The organism is Neobacillus sp. 204, from assembly GCF_046562815.1.
GTDB lineage: Bacteria > Bacillota > Bacilli > Bacillales > Cytobacillaceae > Neobacillus.
Window position 1 is genome coordinate 847,109 of record NZ_JBJORY010000001.1, and the last position, 24,899, is coordinate 872,007.

25 protein-coding genes and 1 riboswitch are annotated in these 24,899 nt (G+C 38.4%); of the genes, 16 read left to right on the top strand and 9 right to left on the bottom strand.

The genetic code is table 11. The features are described from left to right. Positions 1–175: 175 nt before the first annotated feature. From ACJ004_RS03870 to ACJ004_RS03925, 12 genes are all read left to right on the top strand, one after another. The gene (locus ACJ004_RS03870) at positions 176–1,030 is read left to right on the top strand and encodes a dimethylarginine dimethylaminohydrolase family protein (RefSeq protein WP_410891280.1); all 855 of its coding nucleotides are present in this window, start codon (positions 176–178) and stop codon (positions 1,028–1,030) included. A gap of 17 nt (positions 1,031–1,047) precedes the next feature. Then, complete coding sequence (locus ACJ004_RS03875) at positions 1,048–1,809, top strand: dimethylarginine dimethylaminohydrolase family protein (RefSeq protein WP_410891193.1); 762 nt, start codon at positions 1,048–1,050, stop codon at positions 1,807–1,809. Positions 1,810–2,023: 214 nt separating this feature from the next. Beyond that, positions 2,024–3,433, top strand: coding sequence for an amino acid permease (locus tag ACJ004_RS03880; protein ID WP_410891194.1), 1,410 nt, complete (start codon positions 2,024–2,026; stop codon positions 3,431–3,433). 95 nt (positions 3,434–3,528) lie between these two features. Next, the gene (locus ACJ004_RS03885; RefSeq protein ID WP_410891195.1) at positions 3,529–5,154 is read left to right on the top strand and encodes a M20/M25/M40 family metallo-hydrolase; all 1,626 of its coding nucleotides are present in this window, start codon (positions 3,529–3,531) and stop codon (positions 5,152–5,154) included. Between the two features lie 276 nt (positions 5,155–5,430). Then, positions 5,431–6,504, top strand: coding sequence for a Wadjet anti-phage system protein JetD domain-containing protein (locus tag ACJ004_RS03890; protein ID WP_410891196.1), 1,074 nt, complete (start codon positions 5,431–5,433; stop codon positions 6,502–6,504). Beyond that, positions 6,495–8,006 (top strand): hypothetical protein, encoded by a 1,512-nt coding sequence (locus ACJ004_RS03895; protein WP_410891197.1) that lies wholly within the window; start codon positions 6,495–6,497, stop codon positions 8,004–8,006. Before ACJ004_RS03890 ends, ACJ004_RS03895 begins: the two co-directional genes overlap by 10 nt. Next, a complete protein-coding gene (locus ACJ004_RS03900) occupies positions 8,006–8,752 on the top strand; it encodes a DUF6063 family protein (protein WP_410891198.1) in 747 nt (248 codons plus the stop codon). Before ACJ004_RS03895 ends, ACJ004_RS03900 begins: the two co-directional genes overlap by 1 nt. Continuing rightward, on the top strand, positions 8,730–13,199 hold the full coding sequence (locus tag ACJ004_RS03905) for a coiled-coil domain-containing protein (RefSeq protein ID WP_410891199.1): 4,470 nt from the start codon (positions 8,730–8,732) through the stop codon (positions 13,197–13,199). Before ACJ004_RS03900 ends, ACJ004_RS03905 begins: the two co-directional genes overlap by 23 nt. 467 nt (positions 13,200–13,666) lie before the next feature. Beyond that, on the top strand, positions 13,667–13,987 hold the full coding sequence (locus tag ACJ004_RS03910) for a PadR family transcriptional regulator (protein WP_057776084.1): 321 nt from the start codon (positions 13,667–13,669) through the stop codon (positions 13,985–13,987). A gap of 71 nt (positions 13,988–14,058) precedes the next feature. Then, on the top strand, positions 14,059–14,400 hold the full coding sequence (locus ACJ004_RS03915) for a DUF1048 domain-containing protein (protein WP_410891200.1): 342 nt from the start codon (positions 14,059–14,061) through the stop codon (positions 14,398–14,400). 171 nt (positions 14,401–14,571) lie between these two features. Further along, the gene (locus tag ACJ004_RS03920; RefSeq protein ID WP_410891201.1) at positions 14,572–15,333 is read left to right on the top strand and encodes an ABC transporter ATP-binding protein; all 762 of its coding nucleotides are present in this window, start codon (positions 14,572–14,574) and stop codon (positions 15,331–15,333) included. Beyond that, entirely contained in the window at positions 15,334–16,083 is a 750-nt protein-coding gene (locus tag ACJ004_RS03925; protein WP_410891202.1) for an ABC transporter permease, read from the top strand. It begins immediately after the preceding gene. A 134-nt stretch (positions 16,084–16,217) separates the two neighbouring features. On the opposite strand, the gene ACJ004_RS03930 is transcribed toward ACJ004_RS03925, so the two are convergent. Continuing rightward, positions 16,218–16,586, bottom strand: a complete 369-nt coding sequence (locus tag ACJ004_RS03930) for a Na-translocating system protein MpsC family protein (protein WP_410891203.1) — start codon at positions 16,584–16,586, stop codon at positions 16,218–16,220. A 293-nt stretch (positions 16,587–16,879) separates the two neighbouring features. Next, positions 16,880–17,023, top strand: a riboswitch (cyclic di-AMP (ydaO/yuaA leader). A gap of 365 nt (positions 17,024–17,388) precedes the next feature. Between ACJ004_RS03930 and ACJ004_RS03935 the strand changes: the two genes are divergently transcribed. From ACJ004_RS03935 to ACJ004_RS03950, 4 genes are all read left to right on the top strand, one after another. Continuing rightward, positions 17,389–17,784 carry a hypothetical protein gene (locus tag ACJ004_RS03935; RefSeq protein ID WP_410891204.1) on the top strand — a complete coding sequence of 132 codons (396 nt, stop codon included), beginning with the start codon at positions 17,389–17,391 and terminating at the stop codon, positions 17,782–17,784. A gap of 226 nt (positions 17,785–18,010) precedes the next feature. Next, on the top strand, positions 18,011–19,291 hold the full coding sequence (locus ACJ004_RS03940; RefSeq protein WP_410891205.1) for an ArsB/NhaD family transporter: 1,281 nt from the start codon (positions 18,011–18,013) through the stop codon (positions 19,289–19,291). 97 nt (positions 19,292–19,388) lie between these two features. After that, positions 19,389–20,045 carry a potassium channel family protein gene (locus tag ACJ004_RS03945; protein ID WP_410891206.1) on the top strand — a complete coding sequence of 219 codons (657 nt, stop codon included), beginning with the start codon at positions 19,389–19,391 and terminating at the stop codon, positions 20,043–20,045. Positions 20,046–20,126: 81 nt separating this feature from the next. Continuing rightward, positions 20,127–21,473: a TrkH family potassium uptake protein gene (locus ACJ004_RS03950; protein WP_486348383.1), complete on the top strand. Its 1,347-nt coding sequence runs from the start codon at positions 20,127–20,129 to the stop codon at positions 21,471–21,473. 182 nt (positions 21,474–21,655) lie between these two features. Here the strand turns inward: ACJ004_RS03950 and ACJ004_RS03955 are convergent, their stop codons facing one another. The 8 genes from ACJ004_RS03955 to ACJ004_RS03990 all read right to left on the bottom strand — a co-directional run bounded on the left by ACJ004_RS03955 (position 21,656) and on the right by ACJ004_RS03990 (position 24,867). Continuing rightward, positions 21,656–22,318 (bottom strand): hypothetical protein, encoded by a 663-nt coding sequence (locus tag ACJ004_RS03955; protein WP_410891207.1) that lies wholly within the window; start codon positions 22,316–22,318, stop codon positions 21,656–21,658. A gap of 19 nt (positions 22,319–22,337) precedes the next feature. Then, a complete protein-coding gene (locus tag ACJ004_RS03960) occupies positions 22,338–22,802 on the bottom strand; it encodes an Hsp20/alpha crystallin family protein (RefSeq protein ID WP_410891208.1) in 465 nt (154 codons plus the stop codon). Positions 22,803–22,886: 84 nt separating this feature from the next. After that, positions 22,887–23,129, bottom strand: a complete 243-nt coding sequence (locus ACJ004_RS03965; protein ID WP_410891209.1) for a spore germination protein — start codon at positions 23,127–23,129, stop codon at positions 22,887–22,889. Between the two features lie 32 nt (positions 23,130–23,161). Next, entirely contained in the window at positions 23,162–23,404 is a 243-nt protein-coding gene (locus ACJ004_RS03970; protein WP_410891210.1) for a spore germination protein, read from the bottom strand. A 70-nt stretch (positions 23,405–23,474) separates the two neighbouring features. Then, entirely contained in the window at positions 23,475–23,693 is a 219-nt protein-coding gene (locus ACJ004_RS03975) for a spore germination protein (protein ID WP_410891211.1), read from the bottom strand. Between the two features lie 151 nt (positions 23,694–23,844). Further along, a complete protein-coding gene (locus ACJ004_RS03980; RefSeq protein WP_410891212.1) occupies positions 23,845–23,973 on the bottom strand; it encodes a hypothetical protein in 129 nt (42 codons plus the stop codon). A gap of 13 nt (positions 23,974–23,986) precedes the next feature. Further along, positions 23,987–24,430, bottom strand: coding sequence for a hypothetical protein (locus ACJ004_RS03985; protein ID WP_410891213.1), 444 nt, complete (start codon positions 24,428–24,430; stop codon positions 23,987–23,989). A 98-nt stretch (positions 24,431–24,528) separates the two neighbouring features. Next, positions 24,529–24,867 (bottom strand): hypothetical protein, encoded by a 339-nt coding sequence (locus ACJ004_RS03990; RefSeq protein WP_410891214.1) that lies wholly within the window; start codon positions 24,865–24,867, stop codon positions 24,529–24,531. Positions 24,868–24,899 lie beyond the last annotated feature (32 nt).

Below are 24,899 nucleotides of genomic sequence, written 5' to 3' on the forward strand. Positions count from 1 at the left end.
CCCTATCATTTATATTATCAACTATCTCTAAAAAAGGAACAATTAAATATTCTGTTAATTCAAAATATATTGACATGTATTTTCTCTTTTTATATTATCATATTATAAGTTTCCATTAAAAGAAAAAGATTTCCACTATGCGGAAAAAAGGAGGTTGAAAAACTTGTTATCGTCTATGTATAACAATCTTAAAAGGGTTATTTTAAAACACCCAAAGGATGCCTTTATCAGTCAGGAGCATCTAAGGAATGAATGGAAAAAATTCAACTACATCAATGAACCGAACTACATAAAAGCACAAAATGAATTTGAACAGTTTTATGCGATTATTAAAGAACATGTCGCTGAAATTGAATTTTTACCAGCTTCAGAGACAGTTGGATTAGACTCTCTTTATGCCCATGACCCTATTAAATTTACGAAAAATGGGGCGATTATTTTAAAATCGGGGAAAAAACTACGTCAGTTGGAGGCTGAGGCTTATAAACAATTTTTACTAGAAAAGAACATTCCTATAGTAGGCCAACTAACAGGGGATGCGGTGGCTGATGGAGGAGACCTCGTCTGGCTCGATGATCGAACGTTATTGATTGGAAGAGGTTATCGTACGAATGATGAGGCCATCCGGCAAATCGAGGAAATGACAAAAGATATGGTAGATGAGTGTTTTGTTGTTCAATTACCGCATGACCAGGGGGAAGAGGAATGTCTTCATCTTATGTCATTCATTAGCATAGTAGATGAGAATCTGGCAGTGGTTTATTCGAGACTTATGCCGGTATTCCTTCGGCAGTTATTAATCAAACGCGGTTTTCATTTAATAGAGGTACCGGATGAAGAGTACCACCGACTTGGCTGCAATGTACTTGCCTTAGCACCTAGAGTCTGCGTAATGGTTTCGGGGAATCCGTCAACAAAGGAGCAATTAATTAAATCAGGCGCAACCGTCTATGAGTATGAAGGAAATGAAATCTCTTATTTAGGAACGGGGGGACCGACATGTCTTACATGTCCAGTAGTGAGAGGATAAAAAAGGAGGATACGATTATGTACAAAAATACGATTGTTAAAATACCTAGTGAAAGCTATATCTGTGGCTTAACCACTTCGGATCTAGGAAGACCTATTCTAGAAAAAGCATTGGAGCAGCATCAGGCGTATATCGAGGCACTGAAAAAATGTGGAACTGACGTAACAATTCTTCCTAGTAAAATAGAATTTCCTGATTCAACTTTCGTTGAGGATACAGCGGTACTGACTCCGAAGTTTGCCGTCATCTCTAATCCAGGAGCACTTTCGCGAAATGGGGAAATCCATGAGATGGAACCTGTCATTAAGTCTTTCTATGAAACTATTTATTATATTAAATCTCCAGGGACACTTGACGGGGGAGATATCCTGCAGATTGAGGATCATTTTTATATCGGTATTTCTGCGAGAACCAACCATGACGGTGCAGAGCAGTTAAAGCAAATTTTAGAATCGGAAGGTTATAAAGGGACAATCATACCTCTCGAAAAATTCTTTCATTTAAAAACAGGCATTACTTATTTAGGAAACCAAACGATTGTGGTCGCAGGAGAATTCATTGATCATCCGGAGTTTAACAGCTATCAAAAAATCGTTGTTCCACCGGAGGAGGAGTACGCAGCAAATTGTATTCGTGTGAATGACTATGTCATCATCCCGGCTGGTTATCCAGTAACAAGACAAAAATTGAACGGTGCAGGCTATCAGACAATTGAATTGGAGATGTCAGAATTCCGTAAGCAAGACGGCGGATTAAGCTGCTTGTCATTGCGCTTTTAATTGATAAAGGCTCTTTTCGTAAACTTTGTTCCTTTTGGAGCTTTATAAGGGTCGATTTACTAAGTTTCTAGGCAATTTTCGCAAATGTTCTTACGAAAAGATGCAGAGAGCATATAGTTATACGGGTTGATGAACTTATACGAAGAACAACAATCTATGCGAAAATAGCCTTGATAAAAGTGGTAAAGCTAATTTAAGAGGGGTGGGAGAGGTAATGGAACCTGTTAATCAAGAGGGTCAGCAAAACCAGCTAAATCGTTCAATGAAACGGCGTCATTTATTTATGCTTTCATTAGGGGGAGTCATTGGTACGGGCTTGTTTTTAAACGCAGGTTATACAATTAATCAGTCGGGAGCAGGCGGTGCATTAATTGGATATATATTTGGCGGGATCATTTTGTACCTTGTCATGGTCTGTCTGGGGGAGCTTGCCGTCTATATGCCTGTAACAGGTTCCTTTCAGACATATGCAAGTAAATTCATTAGTCCTTCTGCCGGATTTTCTTTAGGATGGATGTATTTTATCGGGTCGGCCACTACAGCGGGAGTGGAGTTTACCGCCGCTGGTATCCTGATGCAGAGGTGGTTCCCGGATATCTCTGTCTGGGTATGGTGTGCGGCCTTTATCCTGCTGTTATTCGGACTTAATGCCTTAACGACAAGAGGTTTCGCAGAAGCAGAATATTGGTTTGCCGGTATAAAGGTACTAGCCGTTATCTTCTTTCTCATTATAGGTGTCGGAGCTATTTTTGGAATTATTCCTCTCGAGGACAGACCAGCTCCATTATTAGAAAACCTGGCTCCATCTGGTCTTTTCCCGGCCGGAATTGCTATACTCTTTGTAACGATGATGAATGTTATTTTTTCCTATCAAGGATCTGAATTAATCGGGATTGCTGCTGGTGAGAGCGAAGAGCCTCAGAAGAACATTCCTCGTGCGATTCGGAATGTGCTGTTTAGAATTATTGTCTTTTATCTTGCCTCTATTATTATCTTATCAGCAATTTTTCCAACCAAAGAACTGGGATTATTGGAAAGTCCATTCGTGACTTTGATGGATCTGGCTGGAATTCCATTCGCACCGGATATAATGAACTTTGTTATCCTGACAGCGGTTTTATCGGTAGGAAACTCTTGCATTTATGCATCAACAAGGCTTTTATGGGCCATGTCTCATGAAGGGATGGCACCAAAAAGTTTTGGGAAACTTTCAAAACGGAAGGTTCCATTTACAGCCCTTGTGATTACAATGATATTCTCGCTATTATCACTGCTGACAAGTGTAATTGCAGCAGATACAGTATTCGTTCTTTTGATGTCTGTTGCCGGAATATCCGTGACCATCTCCTGGATCGGTATTGCCCTTTCCCAGTTAATGTTCCGACGTAAATACCTTCAGGACGGCGGAAAGTTAGAGGATCTGCAATATAAAGTACCATTTTATCCCTTAATCCCGATCATATGTATCGTATTCTGCGTATCGATCCTGATATTCCTGGCATTTGATTCAACCCAATTGATAGGACTCCTCGTCGGACTAGGATTCCTGGCAGCATGCTACCTATTCTACTACATTAAAAACAAACAAACCAAAGCAAAGTCAGAAACGGATATAAAAGGATAAAACAACAAGGGTGTCAGGCACCGCGCGTGGACAGTGTCCACCTCAGGCTGACACTCTGTTAAAGAATAATTGGAATGGTTAGGAGGTTTTGGATAATGGAAAAACTTAGGTGGGGAACACCGGATAAGTTGCGGAGATTATTGTGTGAACTGGTTAGTTGGAGAAGTATGACATTAACTGAGGGGGAGCGGGAGTTTCCCGGCAAGGTTCAAGCGAAACTACAGGAATTGCAGTATTTTCAGGAGAATCCCGGCCATTTGGGTCTTCATGAGGCTGATTTGGGGCGGCGGTTCTTAACAGGGTTATATAAGTGTGATGCAGAGGAAACGATTGTTTTACTGAGTCATTTTGATACGGTAAATACAGAAGAGTATGGGGACCTTGAGGAATATGCCTATCAGCCGGAAGAATTGACGAAATTACTTTTAAATAGAATTGACGAGTTGCATGGAGATGCACAGAGGGATCTCGCATCTGGTGAATATTTGTTTGGACGGGGCACAATGGACATGAAGATGGGACTTGCGATGCATATGGGATTATTAGAAAAAGCCACGGTTGATAAATGGCCGATTAATCTCCTCCTGCTGACAGTCCCTGATGAAGAGGTGAATTCATCTGGTATGCGTGCGGCCGTTACGAAATTGCTGGAATTAAAAGACAAGCATAATCTTACGTATAAACTTTTCCTAAACGGAGAGCCGGTATTTACTCAGGAACCGGGTGATCGAAGTTTTTATGTTTATTCTGGGTCAATTGGTAAAATTATGCCATCAGCGCTCTTTTATGGTAAAGAAACACATGTAGGCGAACCACTCAGTGGCATTACTGCACCTTATATTGCCTCATTTCTGACACAGCGGATGGAATGGAATTTGAGCCTCCAGGAAAAAGTGAACGGAGAAACGACACCGCTCCCTGTTACCCTTCAACAAAAAGATTTACGATTGGAATACTCTGTTCAGACGCCATACCGTTCTGCAGCCTTGTATAATGTGTTTTTAATGAAACGGAATGCAGAAGAAATCATGGAGATATTTGAAAAGGTTGCGATTGATGCGGCAGGGTCGTGCAATAAAGCGTATAAAGAGGTTTGTTTGAACCAGTCCGTGGAGCCGGTTGGCGAGGTCCGTGTTTTGCGTTATGAAGATTTACAAACTCATGCAATCCGTAAATTCGGAGTCCCTTTTGTGGAGGAAATAAAGGCTGAAGTCCAAGCAAAACCTAACTGGGATGATCGTGAAAAATCATTGCGAATAGCAGACAGTCTGATGATAGAATGTCAGGAGCTTGCACCGGCGATTGTCTTAATATATGCACCTCCCTATTACCCGGCGGTTAATTCTTCTGATGATGACCTCGTTAAGAGATGTGTCCAATATGTTAAGGAAAAAGGACAAGAAAAATTTAATTTACCTGTAAAGCAGGTTCATTATTTCAATGGAATCAGTGACTTAAGCTATGTTAACTACCAGGATGAAGGGGAAGGGTGGACTGCCTTTAAAGCAAACACGCCGGTATGGGGAAGCAGTTACAGTATACCTTTTGATGCAATGACCCATCTTAATGCTCCTGTCTTAAATGTCGGTCCGTTTGGAAAGGATGCCCATAAACGAACAGAACGACTGCACATTAAAAGTGCCTTCGAAGAAGTTCCGACTCTGGTTGAGGAAATGATTAAAATGGTTACCAAGAGCACGAACCTACGTCCTCAATTATGAAAAAAAGTGGCACCTTTCGTACAGGAGGGTGCTTTTAACATTTTACTTCGAATAGGCTCGCTAGACTGCCTTTTGTCTACAACCTGTAGCACCTAAATGGTGCTTTATTATTTGGAGTGAATTATTTATGTCCTTATCCCATTAATAGGGTGGCTGTTCAACAAATTATTTTAAGAAAATTTCATTTACCAACAATAACGCAACTAGTTTATAATTAAAGGATGTCCAAAATGAGTATAGTAGTCTATTTTTATGACACTATGAAAATGTAAGTAGGTGAGTACAATCGATGTCATTGAAACACGGGTGAGAGGTTTTATTGGAGATATTCAACACCCTAAACAGAAAAAGAAAATAAATATTAATGATTTAGAATTTCAGTTGCGCAAGCTTTTGGATGATTATTTTGAAATGGACGGTTATTCGTTGTTTTATCGTGCAATAGAAATAATGCAAGCTGAAGGGCAACTTATACCTATTCAAAATAATCAATCCAATGGTAGAACACCGGAGCTTGCCTTATATTACTGGGTAAATATAAAAGTTCAGACAGACAAATGGGATCGTCTCGAGATGATGAAATTAAGTGATCAATTTGATTTTTCCTATTATGAACGGCATCCCGAATGGCAAACGGAAGACGAATGGAATCGAATCCAGAATTTATATACTTTTCTAAAGTCCAGTCAGGAACGGGAAATCGTTTCGTTAGAAGAAAGAAGTCTGGAGCTCTTTGGCCATGAAAAGTTCTTATTTGATAGTGATAGCTTCCCTGATGGAAAAGGCTTTTTAGCTAGAATTGGAATAGCAGAAGACCAACTTAAAATGGTGAACTATGGGGAGCCGTTTGTATTTTGGATCAAACAAGGGAAAGAAATGAAAGATATTCAAAGAGTTCTAATCGTCGAAAATCTATCGTTCTTTCATACTGCCATTAAATTATTGGAAGCGAACCAACTCGATTATGAACCCGAACTGATTATTTATGGGGAAGGGACTAAAATTGAACGGAGCTTTTCCTTTTTCTTTCGAATGTTTCCGCCAAAATCCTATCTTTTCTACTACGCAGGTGATCTTGATGCCGCAGGATATGGGATCCTCATGCGGCTTATAGAAAAATATCCAGATTGCTGTATTCAGCCGGCCTTAAAAATTTATCGGAAAATGCTCGAATGTCTAGAACAAAGGAATGACCAGAAAATCGGTCAAACTCAAAATATCAAATACCGTGATTTATTTTTTCAATGGTTTACAGAAAATGAGCAAGCTTTATTACTGCAATTATGGCAGGAAAATAAGCGAATCCCACAAGAAGTTTTAACAATCGAAACATGGAGGAGATGGCTGTGAACGAATCATGGGAAGGTTTCGGCAAGCGAATACAACGATTAAATCCACTGTTTGAGCTTGGCAGGGGAATGGAAGTAGGAGAGCTGAAGCCTCATATCCAAACGATTCTTATGCAGGTACTCCTCACCATCTTTTATCGAGAATTAAATGATGATGATCATCGACGCAAATCAGATATTAGGTATATGGTAGAAGATTCGGTTAAGCAAATGAAGCTTTTAGCAGACGATAAGCAAATAGAACGGATTACAAGTGGGCTTTTATATCAGGGAAAAGAAGAATATAGTAAACCGTTTGAAACCTTGTATTACGATGAAATAAGACAATCATGGGAAACGCAAACATTCCGATATGTCACTATGGATGAATTATATACGAATTTAGAGATTGGCGGATCGATTGTTTATAAACTCACCGATGTCGCTCAGGAAATGATATTTATGAGCAGAGAAATGGCTGAGGAATTCTCCATAACGATTGAACAACTCTACAGTATGCAGTTGATTAAAAATGGTAATTTTCGAAAAGCTACTCGAAACCTCGATCACCTCATTTCACGAGTAAACCGCTTAATGGCAAAAGAATTCACTTTTCAAAAAGAAATGATTAACAATCCCAAAATCTTATTGATGGAAGAAGAATGGCAAAGGGCTGACAATCGTGTTGAAATTGAGAAGCAATTTGAAGAAGAAAAGAATCACTTCCGCACCATTACTAGCATGATCGATAAAACGAAACGAAGAAATGAAGAAGATGATTACATTCAGAGAGAATTGATTCTACTTCAAGAAAAAATTGGCCATACAAGGCAATTGCATGATCGTTTTGCCAAACTCGTCATTCAAAATATCTCCTATGAGATGAAATTAAAGGCGGAAAACCCTTCATTGTTTTGGGAAACCAACCTGGTTTCCTTCCGAGAACATCTTTATGAAAATTGGTTCATGAAGGAAGGAGTTCAAAGTTTCGAGACGATAGAAAAAGTACTTTCTCCATTATTTTCACCGAAGAATGAATTTATTTTGCCGCTTGATTGGATTTGGGGCGAACAAGAATTTGATGAAAAACAATTAACGGATGTTGTAATCGAAGAAGAGGCAGAAGAAAGCATTACACGTCTGCGCGTGACGAACTGGGACTCTGTCATTCAGGCATGGAGTTATGTTTTTCAACATTTACAAACATACGGAGAGTTCTCATTAGCTGATTTGCAGGACTGTCCATTAGAGGTGCAGGATTTATGGTTTGAAGAATCAGAAACGATTGATTTATGGATGATGTTTGATAAAAAGCCGCTAAAGGTTCAAGTACTGCATCGGAAGGAAGAAACATTAAGTGATGAGAGGGAGATTCTTCTTTATAAACTAATGAAGGAATATCCGCAATTTCAAGTGTTTGAAGGCTTGAAACTCTTTACTATGTTTGATCATCGAGCGGAGCCTTTCCTATGGTATCAAATGAAAATTACCCCGTTTAAGATATGTGTACAGGAGGAGAAATGATGAATGCAGAATCAATCAAAAAAGCATCAGCGGTCTATTTCTCGTTACTAAAAGATAGAGTAATCGACGAAAATAGCGAACATTTCCAGACGTATTTTGATCCGGAAGTGCGACAGACAGTTCTTTTATTAGCAGACGAATCAGGTACATATATCATTGAATCGCCTAAAAGGATCCACTTAGTTGTCCAGCCAACCGGTTCCGTCTTTGCTACTAATTTTACACATATGAAAGAGAAGCATAAGCAAGTTGAAACGAAAAAACACTTCCATCTTATTAGCATTGTCATTATGTCCTTTTTAGCAGCCATAGACCGCAATCAGGCGGCAAAAATCCGAACGAAGCGGGAAGGGATTAGCTACTACGCATTAGAAAGGCAAGTCAATGATTTGATCATGAATTGGGAAAGTATTCTTAAAGCTAATCCTGCCTTCGGAGAAGAAGAACGAATCGATATGAAGGAAGTTGTCACAACATGGAAATACATGGAGGTCGACACGGAGGATTATGGAATTAAAAAAGCCAATAGACGTACCAGAATCGGTTTAATTGCCAGTGCTATGCGCTTATTAGAGACTGAGGGGTTAATCGTCATTCTTGATCGGGAGGATATTCCAAAGGCGATTCCAAAAACGGAGCTTTTTGAACGAATTGAATACCTGTATCACGATTATGATCGTTATGAATTATTTAAAAACTTGTTGACTACAGAGGAGGATGAGCATGCCGAAAATCAATCGAATTAGAATTGTTGGCCTGAAGTATGATGGCATGCAAAAGCAATATAAAGATACCACTTTTAACTTCCATAATGAAGAGACATCAACAAATGGTCTCATTGCGATGATGAATGGAGGTGGAAAAGGTGTATTCCTGCAAACCATCTTCCAAATCCTTAAACCTGGAACCTCTTGGGGAAAACAAAACAATCGATATTATCAGCAGTTCTTTTTTAATAATAAGGAGCAATTTATTCCTTATACCTTCCATGTTCTCATTCAGTGGGAATTAGACGGTTCTGACCGCCGCCATCTGGTAACCGGGGGAATGTTCTCAGCGGAACAGCGAATTTCGATGAGTGAAGAAAGTGGGAATGAAAGCAAAACTTTGGAACAAGAAGCGAAGATCCTCCCTAATATCACCTTTTATACAAGAGAATTTGAACGGAAAGAAGAGATTTCGCTTGAGCATATTCCACTCTTTGAAAATGATGAGGTCGCTGAGACCGAAAGTTTGAAGGACTATTTAAAATGGAATGGATATGACGTTTACCGAGATACGAAGAAGCACTATCGCATTCTTGATACATATGGAATTAACCGTAAAGACTGGGATATTATGAAGGACATTAACAAGGATGAAGGCGGTGTTGGGAAGTACTTTGAGGGAGCTGAGGATGATCATTCCCTGTTCCAAAAACGAATCATTCCTACTGTTAGTCAAGTCTTGCATCGGACGGAGCATCAAAAGAACGATCTTGTCGAGATTTTCAAGAGTCAGGCAAGTATTGCAAAGGACCTGCCTGTGCTCTTAAAAAGAGAACAGGCACATAAGGAATTTTTAGAAGACATTGTACCTTTTGAAGAGAACCTAGCTAAAGGGGTAGAGCATAAAGAAATTGTTCTTGAAAGTGTAAAGGTTGGAAGACAATTGCTAGGTGCTTTAGAGCATTTGAAGCAAACGGAAGAGGAAATGCTGCTTACTTTAGAAAAAGACATTGAAAAATTAACGATAAGGCAAGCTGATTTACGCTATCAAAAAGACAATTTAGAATATGCAAAAGCTCACAGAGAGGTACTAGATTGGGAGAAGAAATTAGTAGAAGAAAGAAATAAGCATATTTCCTTACAAGCAATTGTTAAGGATAAACAGGAACGAAAAGAACAGTTAGCCTTTTTACTATTATTGAAAGAGTGGAGTGAAAACGAACAAACGATTCGCTCTCTTTCTCAGCAGATAGCGACTTTAGAACAAAATAGTGGCTTAGAGCAAGTGAATCAACGAATGGATGAAATCAAAAAAGAAGCTCTAAAGCAATGGGAGCATGCTTATCTATCACTACAAGAAGCTGTTAAGCAGTATTTGGGGTATCAAAAGTTCTTAAAGAAAAAAGGAAATGATTTGTCGCATCAGGATAAACAAAAAAACAAAGAGATTGCTCAGCTTAGTACTGAAATTGATTTTCTTTATACGCAAATTCATACATTTGAGTCAAAGGAAGAGGCGCTTATTAAAGAATTTGGCGACCGCTTAACCTATGACTTAAAGGGTTTTTTGGAGAGTCTCTCTAATCAAATTGAGCAGAAAAAAGCTAATTTAGAAGAGCTGCAAGCAAAAGATAAAGAATCTAGTGAACGGCAAAATCAACTTGCCACTTCACATGGTACGCTCGTCCAATCAATTCAGTTTTCAGAAGAAAAATGTGATGAGTTAAAGGCAGCAAATGAAGAGCAAAGGCATAAAGAAGCAAAACTAATAGATCGGCTTCATGGGTTATTAGATGATGTCACAGTACCGTTAACCCATGCGCTTCTTTCGAAATATGCCATACAGATTGAAGATATTCTAAGCAATAATCGAGAACAAGGTGAACAAATTAAAAAAGACCTTTGGGAAATACAACTGGACCATTCCTTAAATGATGAGCACTTTTGGATTCCCAATAAAGATGTAAAAGAATTAAAGGAATGGATCGACGAAAAGACTGGCATTGATGTATTTTATGGAAGCCAATTTCTCCAATCTTTAAGCAGAGAAGATATCACGAGCTATCTTATGACGTATCCACTCCTTCCATATGGTTTAGTTGTAAACGGGCAGCAATGGCAAAAAATTAATCAGCAGGTTCTTTCAGGAAGAATGTTTAAAAGTCCTGTTCCGATTTTCTTACGTGAGGAAATGAACAGTGAAAATCACCATCCATCCTTTGTGGTCATTAACGGAACTGAAAGAGAGCTATTAACGGATAAAAATCAATTTACCAACTGGAAAATTAGGATTGCTAAACAAATAGAAGAAAAGAAAGATACACTGATTGAAATTAATAAAACAGAAACATCATTACGTCGTATTATAAAAGAAATCGATCGATTTTTATCAAGTGAGCTGGCTGTTGATCTTGAGAAAGCTTTAAATCTCGAACAGAACACCCTTCTTTCTAAGAAGACGAAATTACAGGAAATCACAACACAAGAGCAAAAAGAAAAAGAATTGCAGCTTCAGCTAAAAGAACAGTTGGAGACTACAAAGGGAAAGATAGAAAAGCTTACAAGAAATGTAGAAACAATCGAGGATTTTGATCGTGCAAAGGCTCTTTATCAAGAAAATAAACGTGTGAAATTAGAAAAAGAGAAACAAAAGGAAGCTTTAAATGTAGCGCAGCAAGAAATAGGAAAAGAGCATCAAAATATAGTAGAACTACAAAACAAGTGGAATCAAACTTATTTAGAATGGAAAGTTACAACCGAACAAAATATCAAGGAGATAGCCTTCTTTATTGAAGCAGCGGTTTTTCCTGCTGATGAAAAAGCGGAGCAATGTGAAGATGTTCCTCGTTTATCGGCTCATTTATTAGAGGAGATTAATGGAAGCACGCAAGAGTTAAAACAGCTTCAAAAATCAAAAGAAGAACAAGCTAGAGAATTACTAATTATTCAAGCAAAAAAAGAGACAGAACAAAAGCAACAAAAGAAATTAGAGAAAAAACTTGATACTCACAACAAGGAGTGGAAGGACGCTCCAGAACCAGAAGAACCTATAAGTATATTAGAAAATATGCTCCAAACTGCACAAAAGGAAGCAAAGTCAGCGGATAAAGAAGAACGGGAACAAGGAACGGCGGTAACAGTCGCTGAAACTTCCTTAAAGCTTGCCGTTGTTCAGCGTGACAAGTCAGGAAAGAAAGTGGCAAAGCATGAAAAACAGCCTGAAGATTGGGAAGACCTTGACTTAGAAATAAAGGCAGTAGCAATAAAAGACCAAACGAAACAAACGATCGAGGAAGTAAAGCAGGCTGAAAAGCGCCTAAAAGAAACAAACACCAACATTGCTGGTTATGAAGGGGACATGCTAACATTATCCGTTATCCTAAAGGAGGAAGCGGCAGCATTTACTGATGCAGATTTAGAAAAGATTAAGAGTCAAGGTAAAGCATGTATCTTAACTTGGTGTGAAAAACATCAAGCGATTCAGGAAGAAGGCCAAGAGAAGCATGCGAAAATCGAACAATCATTGCGTAATTTAAAGTTAACGATTGAAGGCAAAGATTGGGAGATTCGTTTTAAGAATGAAGTATTAACCACATTAGACCATATGGATACACGGCATTATTCACATATACAAAGCGTCGTTAAAAATATGAAGCGTTTTTCGCAAAGTGGATTGGAACAATTAGAACGCGACAAAGAAAGGGCAGAAAAGGCTCAAAACTTCTGGGCCAGCCGTGCCAGTATGAAGGTCATGAGCATTTCAGAGGCCATTCGTTCCATGATTGCAAAAATGAAGCTGAAAAATGAACGAGGATCGTTTCCGCTCGTCCAGCTAAAAGAAGACATCTTACCTAAAAAGGCTGAAGATATCGAGTCGCTGCTGAAGCAGCATTTTGTAGCTGCCATTAACAAAATTACCAAACAATTTGATACGATTGATAATCATAATCAAGCCGTAGACCAAGAAATAAAACAGCTCATTAGCGATGAACAAATTTTGTTTGTCTCACTACGAAATCGATATCCTGAGCTGCTTGTCTATAATATGAGAACGGATAATGCCTTTATGTATGGGAAACCACAAAGAGAGCATTATTCAACCTGGCAGACCATTAATCAAGGTTCAAAGACGAAATCCGATGGCAGTGGAGGACAAAAGCTTTCTGCTCGAATGGTCATGATGATGATGCTATTATCAGTTAAGAACGAATCAGATCAAAGCTGGGTTCCATTAGTCTGTGATAATCCGTTCGGACAAGCTGCGTCAGCACATGTCCTAGATCCGATATTCTCAGTTGCTGAAAAACTGAAGTTCCAATTCATCGTCGTCACTCCGCCCGAACTTGTGAAAACGGAAATAAGCCAACGATTTGATGCCTATTATAAATTGGATTTCATTCGTGAAAAAGGAAAAGAAATTGTTTCGGATACGATCGTTCCAGCATTTCGGATTTACCAGGGAGCTGAGGTAGCTTCGGTAAGATGACACAATGATTGGATTTCTATAAATGTACCAGATAGTGTAGGCACTTAAAATAGTCTGGAGAAAGCTTTAGAGGGTTATTCCTCTAAAGCTTTTTTTAGTTGTGCCTGCACATTTTGCAGGAAGTGAAGATGGAAAGAAGACACTTATCTTCATAAAGAATCATTGTTGATATTTAGAAAATCCAGTTGACAGTCTTTCTACTACGTGTTACGATATACCTGTAGTAAGTCACACTGGATACTGACACCACTTAATAGTGAGGTTGCAAAAATATTTTTAAGAAAAATTGTTGACACCCCTGCTACTCGGTGTTACGATATACATGTAATAAGTAATACTGAATAGCGGGATTTCCCAAAAGATATTCAGTAAAAATTTCCCTTAGTACTAAGTTGTACTGAATATAAGTCAGACAAAATAGGGGAGGCTACTAACATGGAAAATTTAACTGAAAGGACGCTCTGAACATGGAAAATTTAACTGAAATGCTAAAGGGTTCGCTGGAAGGCTGCGTGCTGGAAATCATCAGCCGCCATGAAACCTATGGCTACGAGATTACCCGACGTCTAAATGAGCTTGGGTTTACCGAAGTCGTGGAAGGAACGGTCTACACGATCCTCGTGCGATTAGAAAAGAAAAAGCTGGTGACCATTGAAAAAAAACCTTCAGATATGGGGCCGCCCCGCAAGTTTTACTCACTTAATGAGGCTGGCCGCCAGGAACTTGAATTGTTTTGGAAAAAATGGGATTTTGTATCATCAAAAATCAACGTCTTAAAGTCAATCTAGCTTCATAAGATATTCCGTCTGATATTTTTGGAGTGTCATGTTCAGCTTTATAAAAAAGGAGGAAAATTAACATGATGGAAATGTTCAAAAAATTGATTGGTGATAAAAAAGAATACAAGATGATGATGGCACGGGTTGAAGCACTGCCAGAGGACTACCAGTTTGTATTTAAGAAAATTCAAAACTACATGTGGAAATTCGCAGCGGGCAACGGGATGGATATGTTGCACATGCAGTATGAATTAATCGAGTTATTCGAAGCCGGTGCGGCGGAAGGCAGACAAGTGCTGGAAATCACTGGGGACGACGTGGCGTCCTTTGCCGACGAACTAGTGGCAAACGCTAAAACCTATTTCGCCAAGTATCGTGAAGATTTGAATCAGAGTATCATGGAGCGTTTGGGAAAAAAATAAATTCAATAGATAATACCGACTGATTAGCAGGTTACAAATATGAATTGCCGCCTTCGCTATTCAGTTATATTTTTAACTCAGTAATAAGTTATACAGATTATCAGTGAGACTAAATAGATGAGTTTAGGCAATCTAGCACCGCAAGGCGCTTTTTATAAGGAGGAAAAAAGTATGAACAATGCAGCGATTTCTGTAAAAGGGTTAAAAAAATCCTTTAAAGACAAGGAAGTCTTAAAGGGGGTGGATTTTGAGGTACGGCGCGGCGAAATTTTCGCACTGCTGGGCTCAAATGGAGCGGGCAAGACGACGATAGTCAACATCCTCTCGACGCTGATGAAGTCCGATGGCGGCGAAGCAAGTATTTACGGCTATGACGTCCAGCGGCAATCGGATCATGTTCGCCAGAGCATCAGCCTGACCGGGCAGTTCGCAGCTTTAGACGGTATGCAAACAGGAAGGGAAAACCTGATGATGATTGCCAAGTTGCGGGGAGTTTCCAATCCCGCACAAGTCGCCGACCATCAGCTGGCCAAATTCAGCCTGACCGATGCGGCTAACCGTCGGGCGGACCAGTATTCCGGCGGGATGAAGCGCCGGCTTGACATCGCCATGAGCCTGATCGGTACGCCAGCAGTCATTTTTCTTGACGAACCGACGACAGGGCTTGACCCTGAAGCGCGGCTTGAAGTCTGGGATACCGTTAAGGAGCTTGCCGGCAGTGGCACGACCATCTTGCTGACGACCCAGTATCTGGAGGAAGCCGAACAACTAGCGGACCGCATCGCCATCCTGCATGGCGGAAAAATCATCACGACAGGTACCCTTGCGGAACTCAAAGAGAAGTTCCCGCCAGCGAAAGTGGAGTATATTGAGAAGCAGCCGACATTGGAGGAAATTTTCCTTGCGATCATTGGCAAAAAGGAGGAAATGTAAATGAAAAGCAAAACTGGGGTTTTACTAGGACGGTTAATGCGCAACATCATGCGCAGCCCGGATACGATTATCACGGTGGCGATTACGCCGATTGCGATGATGCTGCTGTTTGTCTACGTATTTGGCGGCGCCATAAAGACAGGAACGGAAAACTACGTCAATTATTTATTGCCGGGAATCTTACTGATGGCTATCGCATCCGGCATCTCTTACACTGCCTTCCGGCTGTTTGGGGATGTAAAGAGCGGGCTGATGGCGCGTTTCATTACCATGCCGATCAAGCGCTCGTCGATATTATGGGCTCATGTATTGACATCGCTTGTTTCCAATGCGCTTACTGTCGTGGTGGTGATCCTCGTCGCGCTCTTGATGGGCTTCCGTTCCAGCGCTGGTATCCTGGAGTGGCTCGCGGTAGCTGGGATACTCGGGCTGTTTACACTGGCGCTGACATGGCTGGCGGTCATTCCCGGCTTGACAGCGAAGTCTATGGAAGGGGCGACAGCCTTCTCGTACCCGCTGATTTTCCTGCCATTTATCAGTTCGGCCTTTGTTCCGACCGAAACCATGCCTAAAATTGTCCGTGCGTTCGCTGAGAACCAGCCCGTGACATCAATCGTGAATGCGATTCGTGCCCTCTTGTATGAAGGGTCTGTTGGCAACGATATCTGGATCGCGCTTGCCTGGTGCGTCGGCATCATGGTCATCGCTTACTTCTTCGCCAGTAAACAATTTAAACGCCAGTTAGGGTAAGTACACCTTTAAGGGATTAGCCATATCAAAAGTCAGCAGCTGCGATGAATGAACATAACAAAACAGAAGGCACTCTAAATTCATAAAAAAGGTGCCTTCTTTCAATTAACATATATTAATAAATTAGTAATGAACTACTCTACTAAAATCTTTTCTAAATCTTTATCAACAATGAATACTTCAATTCTCTCTCCCATTTTTGTGCTTATATCACTATGACTGGAGAGGACTTTACATTCAGTCAGGTTTTCCACAATCTTTTCAAATTCATTGCTGTACATTTCACGAAGCACTTGTCTCATTTTTTTAACCAATCTTCTTCCTGTGTCATGGGTAACTAGATGTTTTTCCTCTGTAGTTAATACTCCTTTGAATCTAGTTATTACCATATCTTGAACAATATATGTCTTTGCCTCTTGAGGACCACGACCAAGTAATTCTCTTTGAAATTTTATAAAGGCTGAGCTGATCTCCGCTTCCAGTTTCTTTTTAGAACAAGGCATTCTTTACCCCCGTATAAATGAATTGTAACTTTTTAACTTTATGGACATTATCTTACTTTTGTATTTATTAAAATGTCAATAGAAACTTACAAGTTTACCATTACTCAATGACAGGGGATTTTTTTATATTCATTTTGGTTTAATACATATAAAAACGTAAAAGTAAAAGAAAACAAGAGGAAACAGGATATTTTTATTAAATTATAATAGAATTTAACCGTTTTTGAGTAAAATTAACTGTTTACAAATAAAATGTTCAGGAATAACATAGTCTCATGATGAAATAATAACTTAATATATATCGGCCTAATCCTGAGACAGCTCAGGAACGGAGGAACCATTTTATGTGGGGTTAATTCTGTAAACACAGAAGGGATGAGAAACTCTTTCGCCATCCTACCCGTCAGCTAACTTCGTCGGCTAAAGCGAAGGAGGTCTAAAGACCACCTGTTTTAGGAGGTTTTTTTGTTCCATAAGCACTTTATGTAGCAAGAGAGCAGCCTGAATAATAAAGTAGGTCTTTTATTTGTGCCTATTTTTTGAAGAAGCTGCTTGGAAGACAGAACACAAAGAGGGCAATCATGCTTGCTGGGTGTTAGGTAGACCATGTTTACTTTTTCTCCAATTACATTGATTAGCAAAGGTTGTTTGGCTGTCTATTAATTTTGATATAGCCATTAATAGGACTTTGTTTTCAATCTTGGAAAAGGTAAACATTGGTCTATTTTTAGTTTTACAGTCCATTCATTTCAAAATAGATGGAGTTACCTCATAAAAATAACTAAAATAGGGGAATAAAATGATGTTGAATGATTATATGATGAAAATGAATATTGTTATGCCCAAAACAAGTATACATTTAGATAAAAAAGTGTATGAGGCTGGCAGCAATATTAACGGTACATTAGAGGTCAAGGGCAGCTTATTGAAAAATAAAATAAAAAGATATGATATTGATTTAATTAGTACAGAAATTAATTCTAATAAAGAGGAAACTCTAAATAGTTATACCGTATTGTGTTCCCATGATTGTTTACCTAATAAAACACAAACCATTCAATTTTTATTTAATGTACCTGAGGAAATTAAAAATCATTCAAACTCCTTTCGCTATAGCCTATTATTTAGGATTGTTTTAGTAAACTCAAAGAGCATTACCCAAATTATTCCTGTTCATATCGAAAATGGTATAGGATGAAATACAAAATGTTTGTCTTACCAGATGATGCAATTAGTTATTTTGAAATTTATAAGGATTAATTAAAGGCTCCTGAGAACCACCTGATATGAGGGTGGTTTTTTTGAGGGGGGGGGGATAGCCACAGTGTAGTTGAATATTCTTGATAAATTTTCGAATTTGTGTAAAACCTATGATTGTATTAAAAATCAATATGTTGAATGTTGGATAAAGGAGTGTTCGTTATTTGGAATCACAGGAATTAATTGCGCTAATTATTTTTCTTCTTACCTACGCAATAATAATATCAGAAAAGATACACAGAACGATTATATCCATGTTTGGTGGGCTATTATTGATTGCCTTCGGTGTATTAGATCAGGAGAATGCAATCCACCACATTGATTTCAATACCATTGGGCTGTTAGTGGGGATGATGATTATTGTCGGAATCACAGCTGAGACGGGGGTTTTCCAGTTTATTGCAGTTTGGCTGGCCCAGAAAGTAAAAGGAGATCCAATAAAGATTTTGGTTGTATTAAGTTTATTTACAGCTTTTGCTTCCGCTTTTCTCGATAACGTTACCACAGTGCTTCTTGTTGTTCCCGTTACACTAAGCATTACTAACCAATTAAAAGTGAATCCCATCCCATATTTTATTTCGGAAATATTTGCTTCCAATATTGGTGGAACCGCCACGATGATTGGTGATCCTCCTAATATTATGATGGGAAGTGCAGTTAAGGAGTTAACTTTTCTTTCGTTTATTAACAATCTTGCACCTGTCATTGCTATTATCTTTATCGTAACTATTTTTATTTTTACAATCCTTTACAGAAAACATTTAAAAACAACTGATGATTTAATCCAGCATTTATTAGCTCAAAATCCCGGTGATGCCTTAAAAAACCCTCCATTATTAAAAAAATGTTTGTTTATTATTGTACTCACCATTGGAGGTTTTTTTCTCCACCAGTTTATACATATTGAAACAGCTACTATTGCTTTAATTGGTGCATTCTTTCTCCTTTTATTTACAGGGGAAAAATATTTGGAGCAAGCTTTTGAATCCATTGAATGGACGACTCTTTTCTTTTTTATTGGATTATTTGTCATTGTTGGCGGACTGGTTGATACGGGATTAATTGCTGCTTTTGCAAAAAAAGCGATCTCCTTGACGGGAGGAGAACTAACAGCGACAACTATGCTTATTTTATGGATGAGTGCCATTATTTCCGCTTTTGTTGATAATATTCCTTTTGTCGCAACAATGATTCCCATGATAAAAGAGATGGGAAAGATGGGGATAACTGATTTAAATCCTCTTTGGTGGAGTTTGTCACTGGGTGCTTGCTTAGGGGGAAATGGGACTTTGATTGGGGCAAGTGCAAACTTGATTGTAGCCGGAATTGCTTCCAAGGAAGGACACCATATTTCCTTTGTGAAGTATTTAATAATTGGTTTCCCGATAATGCTCGTTTCCATTCTTATTTCCACGATTTATGTTTATATAAGGTATTTAATGTAAAGAAGTACTCTAAATTTACACCGCAGATTCCTAAATTATTATTACTCTGGATCCATTCTCGGTGAACAAAGATATAATTCTAAAGGTGGTATGAATGATGTCGAAACAATATGCTGTCATTGGCATGGGGAGATTTGGCTCCAGTGTTGCCTTGTCTCTTTTTAAAGAAGGAAATGAAGTGCTGGCAATTGATAAAAGAGAAGAGAACATTGAAAACAATCAAGATTCTGTAACCCATGCAATAATTGGTGATACTACGGATGAGCAGACTCTTAAAGAGGTCGGAATTAGAAATTTTGATACGGTGATTGTAGCCATTGGGGATGATATTCAGGCAAGTATTTTAACCGTACTTTTACTTAAAGAATTGGGAGTAAAGCATGTAGTTGCAAAGGCAGTCAATAAAAGTCATGGCAAAGTTTTAAATAAGGTTGGAGCTGACAGGGTCATTTATCCTGAAAAAGATATGGGTGAAAGGGTGGCCAATTTGTTAATGGCCTCGCCTAATGTCCTTAATTTTATTGAGTTGGCTGAGGACTACAGCATGGAAGAAATCAAAGTACCGGAGAGTATGAATGGACAGAATCTTCGTAATCTGAATTTAAGAGCAAATTATAATATTACAGTCATTGCTATCAAGAATAGCGATAAAATGGACATCCTTCCAAACCCAGAAAGGGCACTAAAATCAGGTGATATCATGATTGTGATTGGGGGAAATGAGGACTTGCAGAAATTCTCGGAAATTGATTAAATCGGCTGTCCAATTACCTTAAAAGTAAACTAATTTTTGATAAGGGACTAGAACCTATGGACCTTGTAAGGAGAATTTATAGTGAGGTTATTAAAAAGAAAAGGTAATCTAATAAAACTACATCCTGCCCAAATCCTTGTACTCGGCTTTGGCAGCCTAATATTGGTTGGCACCCTCTTGTTAATGCTGCCTATTTCAACAGTAGAAGAAGGACGCGGACTCAATTTCATTGATGCCTTATTTGAGGCAACATCTGCAGTATGCGTAACAGGACTAGCCGTAGTGGATACAGGAACAACTTTTACTTTATTTGGGCAAATTGTCCTGCTGGTATTAATCCAATTTGGCGGATGGGGAATTATGACTATTGCCATCTTTATGTTTATCATCCTAGGTAAGAAAATTGGATTAAAAGAACGGCTTCTGCTCCAAGATTCGTTGAATGTTGTTACACTATCAGGAGTTGTCCATCTGGTATTACGAATTATCCGTATTACCTTGATTGTTGAAGGTCTATGTGCACTTATTTTAGCGATTCGATGGTCCTTTGAAATGACGTGGGGGAAAGCCATCTATTACGGAATCTTTCATTCCATATCTTCATTTAATAATGCTGGTTTTGGACTGGAGCCGGACAGTTTGAGTAAATGGGTGGGAGATCCTACCATAAATATTGTCATTACTTTTCTTTTTATTACTGGTGGAATTGGATTTACCGTAATATTGGATATATGGCAAAAAAAATCGTTGCGAAAGCTGTCTCTTCATTCAAAGATAGCTTTACTGGTAACCCTCATACTCAATATTGTTGGCACATTGATTATTTTGGTTTCAGAATTTCATAATCCAGCTACCATTGGAAAGCTAGGGTTAGAAGATAAACTATGGGCCTCGTATTTTCAAGGAGTTGTCCCCCGTACAGCTGGTTTTAATACGATTGATATAGGACAAATGACACTATCTTCCAAGGTTTTTACAATGGTTCTAATGTTTATTGGTGCCTCGTCAGGATCGACTGGGGGAGGAATAAAAGTAACGACTTTCGCTATTATTATATTTGCTTTTTGGGCGGTCCTTACAAATAGAGATGATGTCAATATTTTTAAAAGAAGAATTTCATGGCGATTGGTGAATAAATCATTGTCAATTGGGGTCATTGCTATCTTTTTTATCTTTATTATCTTCTTTTTACTTACTTATACGGAAAAAGCGGATATGAGTTCCATTCTTTTTGAAACGATTTCAGCATTTGGGACAGTTGGTTTATCTGCAGGATTAACCGGAGATTTAACACCAGTAGGTAGAGTTTTAATCACAATCATGATGTTTATTGGAAGGCTTGGTCCTTTAACCATGGCTTTTGCGCTTTTGGTGAAAAAGAACGATGCAAAAGTAAGATATGCAGAAGAAAAAATATTGATTGGCTAAATAAAACTGTTTAAAGGTGCTCATTATTTCAATCTCAGCGGGTGAGGGTTTTGTGCGCAATAAGGCACAACTAGTGGATTTTTGCTAGTTGTGCCTTTGTAATTGAGAAACCTTATTCTAAAACACTTAGTGTCCATGAATAACCCCCAGCTTTAACCGTGTATGATTTTTGGTTGGGCCCATCAATTTTTATGAACCTCCTTGTTACCTTTGCTGTCCATGCTATCCTTTCCTTGTTCCTGTACATCGTTGTATTTTTCTAATTTTTCCTTCAGTAAATCGAATTCCCCTATCAATTCTGTAACAAGTTCCTTTGGGATAGAACCGTTACCAAAGGTTGGGCCAATATTTAAATGTCCGTTTAGTTCTCTAATTCCTAAGTTTCCTAGATTATTGACCTGTTCATATTTATCAATATATAATTTTTCTACCTTGAATTCCTGATAAACAACCGGCCATTCTTTAGCATTTGGTTCATTATCTTTTATTTCCGTTTCTTTCGTATCCATGTTTTCAGGGTACATTTTCTCTATTGTGGATATACGATGCTCGAAATTGGAAATACGTTTAGATAAGTTGTTTATCGAATTCTGTATTGGTTCTAATTGTCCTTTGATCGTTTCTTGTACGAAGATTAAAAGCTTTTTTTCCAAGCTTTTGACTGAGTCTGTACTAATGCGTTCCCCTATTGAAATATCGCTCCTATTCATTAACCCTGGCTGCTTTTCCAGCTGCATCACTTGTTTCAGATATACCTCTACCGTATTCATTTTTGTTATATGATTTTCTAATGCTTCTATTCTTTTATAAACATCCTGTGGATATTTATTCCCTTTTAAAGGCATAATACTCACCACACCTTAGTCAACGAATCATGATTGTCTCTTCCCTTGTATATCTTCTTTTATAACTAATGATTAGAAGTCCATTTTCAAACCTTGCAAAGATTTCTTTACTATCAACGGGTTCCGGTAAATCGATGTTCCTTTCGAATTCCCCATATTTTCGTTCATTCTTTATGGTCACACCTTGAATCATTGGAGGCCGCAATAGACCTCTTAGCGTAAGTTTCGTACCAGAAACCGATAAAGAAATATCTTCTTTAATAGCTCCTGGTATCTCTAATAAGAGGATGATATCTGTTTCTGTTTGATAAATATCAGTCTTTGGATATTTTATCAATGGAGGATTTTCCTTGGTATTTACATTACCTCCCTCAACATCCTCTAGATCATCAGTGCGATGCTCATCCAAAACCATCTCCCAAAACTTTCCGTTTTGATACTTTTGTGTAATTTCCATCCATTGTTTAATTTTTTCAAAATCCATCAGGCTTCCCCCTTACAGCTTTTCCTAAGTATTAAAATAGCTGTCCTTAACTTTTGGGAGGGACAGCTACTCAAGAAGGTGACTTTAGAATTGGTTACTTATTGGAAGTGAAGGATTTGCAATTTGGTCTTGATCACTAATATCGGGGTCAATATTGCTATTGCCCATTAAGGAATAAGAAGGAGACACATCCCCAAATGAAAAATTAGCCCCAATAAATTTTGTATTTGCTGTATGACTATTGTGAATCGTTGCTCCAATATCAAAATTCCCATTTTGGGTAATTCCATTCGTCTTAATGTTGAAAATATTTATAAAGTAGGGCATCTTAAAACTCCTTTCATTGAAAACGAAAACCCTTATATCTGCTTGGAGTTTACATTAGCTGGATTTGCAATGTCTCCTTGATCATTTATATCTGGATCGATGAATACATTTTCCATACCTGAGGTAGTTGGTGAGGTATCTCCGTATGAGGAGTTAACCCCTTGTGATTTTGTGTTGGCAGTAGGTGCATTATGGAGAGCATCTCCTATATTTAAAGAGCCGTTATTAGATATATTGTTGATTTTTATACTATATATATTTATATTGGTGGGCATGTTCTCTCCTCCCAACTTGTCGTTGGTTATATATATATGCCCATTTTTTACATTTGGTTAAAATAAGTTTTTATTCAGGAATTTCACTTTGTTCTTCCTTGTTAATGTCATCTACAATCGTTTGGTTATGAAGCTGAAAGATATTTGAACAATCTCCAAAGGTAAAAGCAGCTCCCGCCACTTTCTTGTTGGCGGTATGACTATTTTGAACCGTGGAGCCGATATTAATATTTCCGTTTTCGCTGATGATACCTGTGTCCATATGATGCACGATTTGTTTATTATCCAAGGATGTCCCACCTCTTTTTCTTCAATTCCCTATACTATATGCTTAAAAATCTATTCAGTCCCCATAGGCCATGATCGATTAACAATCAGGTTCTCATCTTTCAGGCTCTTAACCAATTTAGGCTCTTATACATACACTATAGCAACAAGGATTAATCCATCTGTTGAGCGTCACTTTCTTTTCTCTCTGTAAAAAAGAAAATAAAGAGAATGATAGACAGTGCAATAACAAAAACTTGACTATCTGTAGGTTTAATCGTTGGAAAATCAGTCAGGGACATATACTCTCACTCCTTAACTATTTCTAAAAATAATGGGATCCACCTCAAAATGCCTTGAAACAATTTTACGAAAGAAATGAAAACTTTTCTTTAGAACGGGCAGAGTTGGTTCATATTTCGGAGCACCAAAAATGGGACCGCTGACATTAATTGAAAATCTGCTTGGTCCGACCACAGAGCTGACCACTCGAATTTCATCGATAATTAAAAGCACGGCAATCAATACATCTATTATGTCAATCATGGTGGTAGCAAACAAATTTCCATATTTCCCTTCAAGTCGAGTTCTGCCAAATAAGGGACCACTAAGTGAAACACTAAATTCACCAGGTGTTACAAATACACCAATTATTGTAATTTGACCTGTTAATAATAATGCAGCCGAAGCAAGATTAAGATCTCTTTGAAGAGAAGCAATCACATGCAAATCTTCTTGAACATTAGTGCTTTTAAACATCGAATCACACCCTCACGCCCATCTTATTCAATAAAGAGGGCACATGTGCTTATATTTCTCCACTTTAAGAGTTATTTGCTAAAAGAATGCCTACCACTTCAAACAGATTTTCTTGTTGAATATTCGACAAGCCATTCAGGTATTGGAATTCGTTGGGCATGGTCACGTTCGCATTCAATTCTCTCCCGTCCTTTCTTCATCCATTCCTTGAATGTTACTGGAAAATCATTTTCTGCAAAGGAGAATACAGCAATGTCAGCAATAGCCGGAGGAAAAGGACTTTTTCTAATGTGGTTTTTCAGCTTCGCCATCACCAGTTCATAATCCATTTCAGAACAATATTGGAACCATTGCTGAATCGTCTCATCCTTGATTATGCAGTTAGGATAAACCGACTCGATTAGTATTAATAGTTTGACAACCTCATCTTTGGTCATTACCATTCCTCCTGTAACACGATTTTACCCTC

Bases quoted from the DNA above. Each gene is read 5' to 3' on its own strand.
- ACJ004_RS03870 (WP_410891280.1), top strand. From the start codon at position 176: ATGTATAACAATCTTAAAAGGGTTATTTTAAAACACCCAAAGGATGCC.
- ACJ004_RS03875 (WP_410891193.1), top strand. From the start codon at position 1,048: ATGTACAAAAATACGATTGTTAAAATACCTAGTGAAAGCTATATCTGT.
- ACJ004_RS03880 (WP_410891194.1), top strand. From the start codon at position 2,024: ATGGAACCTGTTAATCAAGAGGGTCAGCAAAACCAGCTAAATCGTTCA.
- ACJ004_RS03885 (WP_410891195.1), top strand. From the start codon at position 3,529: ATGGAAAAACTTAGGTGGGGAACACCGGATAAGTTGCGGAGATTATTG.
- ACJ004_RS03895 (WP_410891197.1), top strand. From the start codon at position 6,495: ATGGCTGTGAACGAATCATGGGAAGGTTTCGGCAAGCGAATACAACGA.
- ACJ004_RS03900 (WP_410891198.1), top strand. From the start codon at position 8,006: ATGAATGCAGAATCAATCAAAAAAGCATCAGCGGTCTATTTCTCGTTA.
- ACJ004_RS03905 (WP_410891199.1), top strand. From the start codon at position 8,730: ATGCCGAAAATCAATCGAATTAGAATTGTTGGCCTGAAGTATGATGGC.
- ACJ004_RS03910 (WP_057776084.1), top strand. From the start codon at position 13,667: ATGGAAAATTTAACTGAAATGCTAAAGGGTTCGCTGGAAGGCTGCGTG.
- ACJ004_RS03915 (WP_410891200.1), top strand. From the start codon at position 14,059: ATGATGGAAATGTTCAAAAAATTGATTGGTGATAAAAAAGAATACAAG.
- ACJ004_RS03920 (WP_410891201.1), top strand. From the start codon at position 14,572: ATGAACAATGCAGCGATTTCTGTAAAAGGGTTAAAAAAATCCTTTAAA.
- ACJ004_RS03925 (WP_410891202.1), top strand. From the start codon at position 15,334: ATGAAAAGCAAAACTGGGGTTTTACTAGGACGGTTAATGCGCAACATC.
- ACJ004_RS03930 (WP_410891203.1), bottom strand. From the start codon at position 16,586: ATGCCTTGTTCTAAAAAGAAACTGGAAGCGGAGATCAGCTCAGCCTTT.
- ACJ004_RS03935 (WP_410891204.1), top strand. From the start codon at position 17,389: ATGTTGAATGATTATATGATGAAAATGAATATTGTTATGCCCAAAACA.
- ACJ004_RS03945 (WP_410891206.1), top strand. From the start codon at position 19,389: ATGTCGAAACAATATGCTGTCATTGGCATGGGGAGATTTGGCTCCAGT.
- ACJ004_RS03955 (WP_410891207.1), bottom strand. From the start codon at position 22,318: ATGCCTTTAAAAGGGAATAAATATCCACAGGATGTTTATAAAAGAATA.
- ACJ004_RS03960 (WP_410891208.1), bottom strand. From the start codon at position 22,802: ATGGATTTTGAAAAAATTAAACAATGGATGGAAATTACACAAAAGTAT.
- ACJ004_RS03965 (WP_410891209.1), bottom strand. From the start codon at position 23,129: ATGCCCTACTTTATAAATATTTTCAACATTAAGACGAATGGAATTACC.
- ACJ004_RS03970 (WP_410891210.1), bottom strand. From the start codon at position 23,404: ATGCCCACCAATATAAATATATATAGTATAAAAATCAACAATATATCT.
- ACJ004_RS03980 (WP_410891212.1), bottom strand. From the start codon at position 23,973: ATGTCCCTGACTGATTTTCCAACGATTAAACCTACAGATAGTCAAGTT.
- ACJ004_RS03985 (WP_410891213.1), bottom strand. From the start codon at position 24,430: ATGTTTAAAAGCACTAATGTTCAAGAAGATTTGCATGTGATTGCTTCT.
- ACJ004_RS03990 (WP_410891214.1), bottom strand. From the start codon at position 24,867: ATGACCAAAGATGAGGTTGTCAAACTATTAATACTAATCGAGTCGGTT.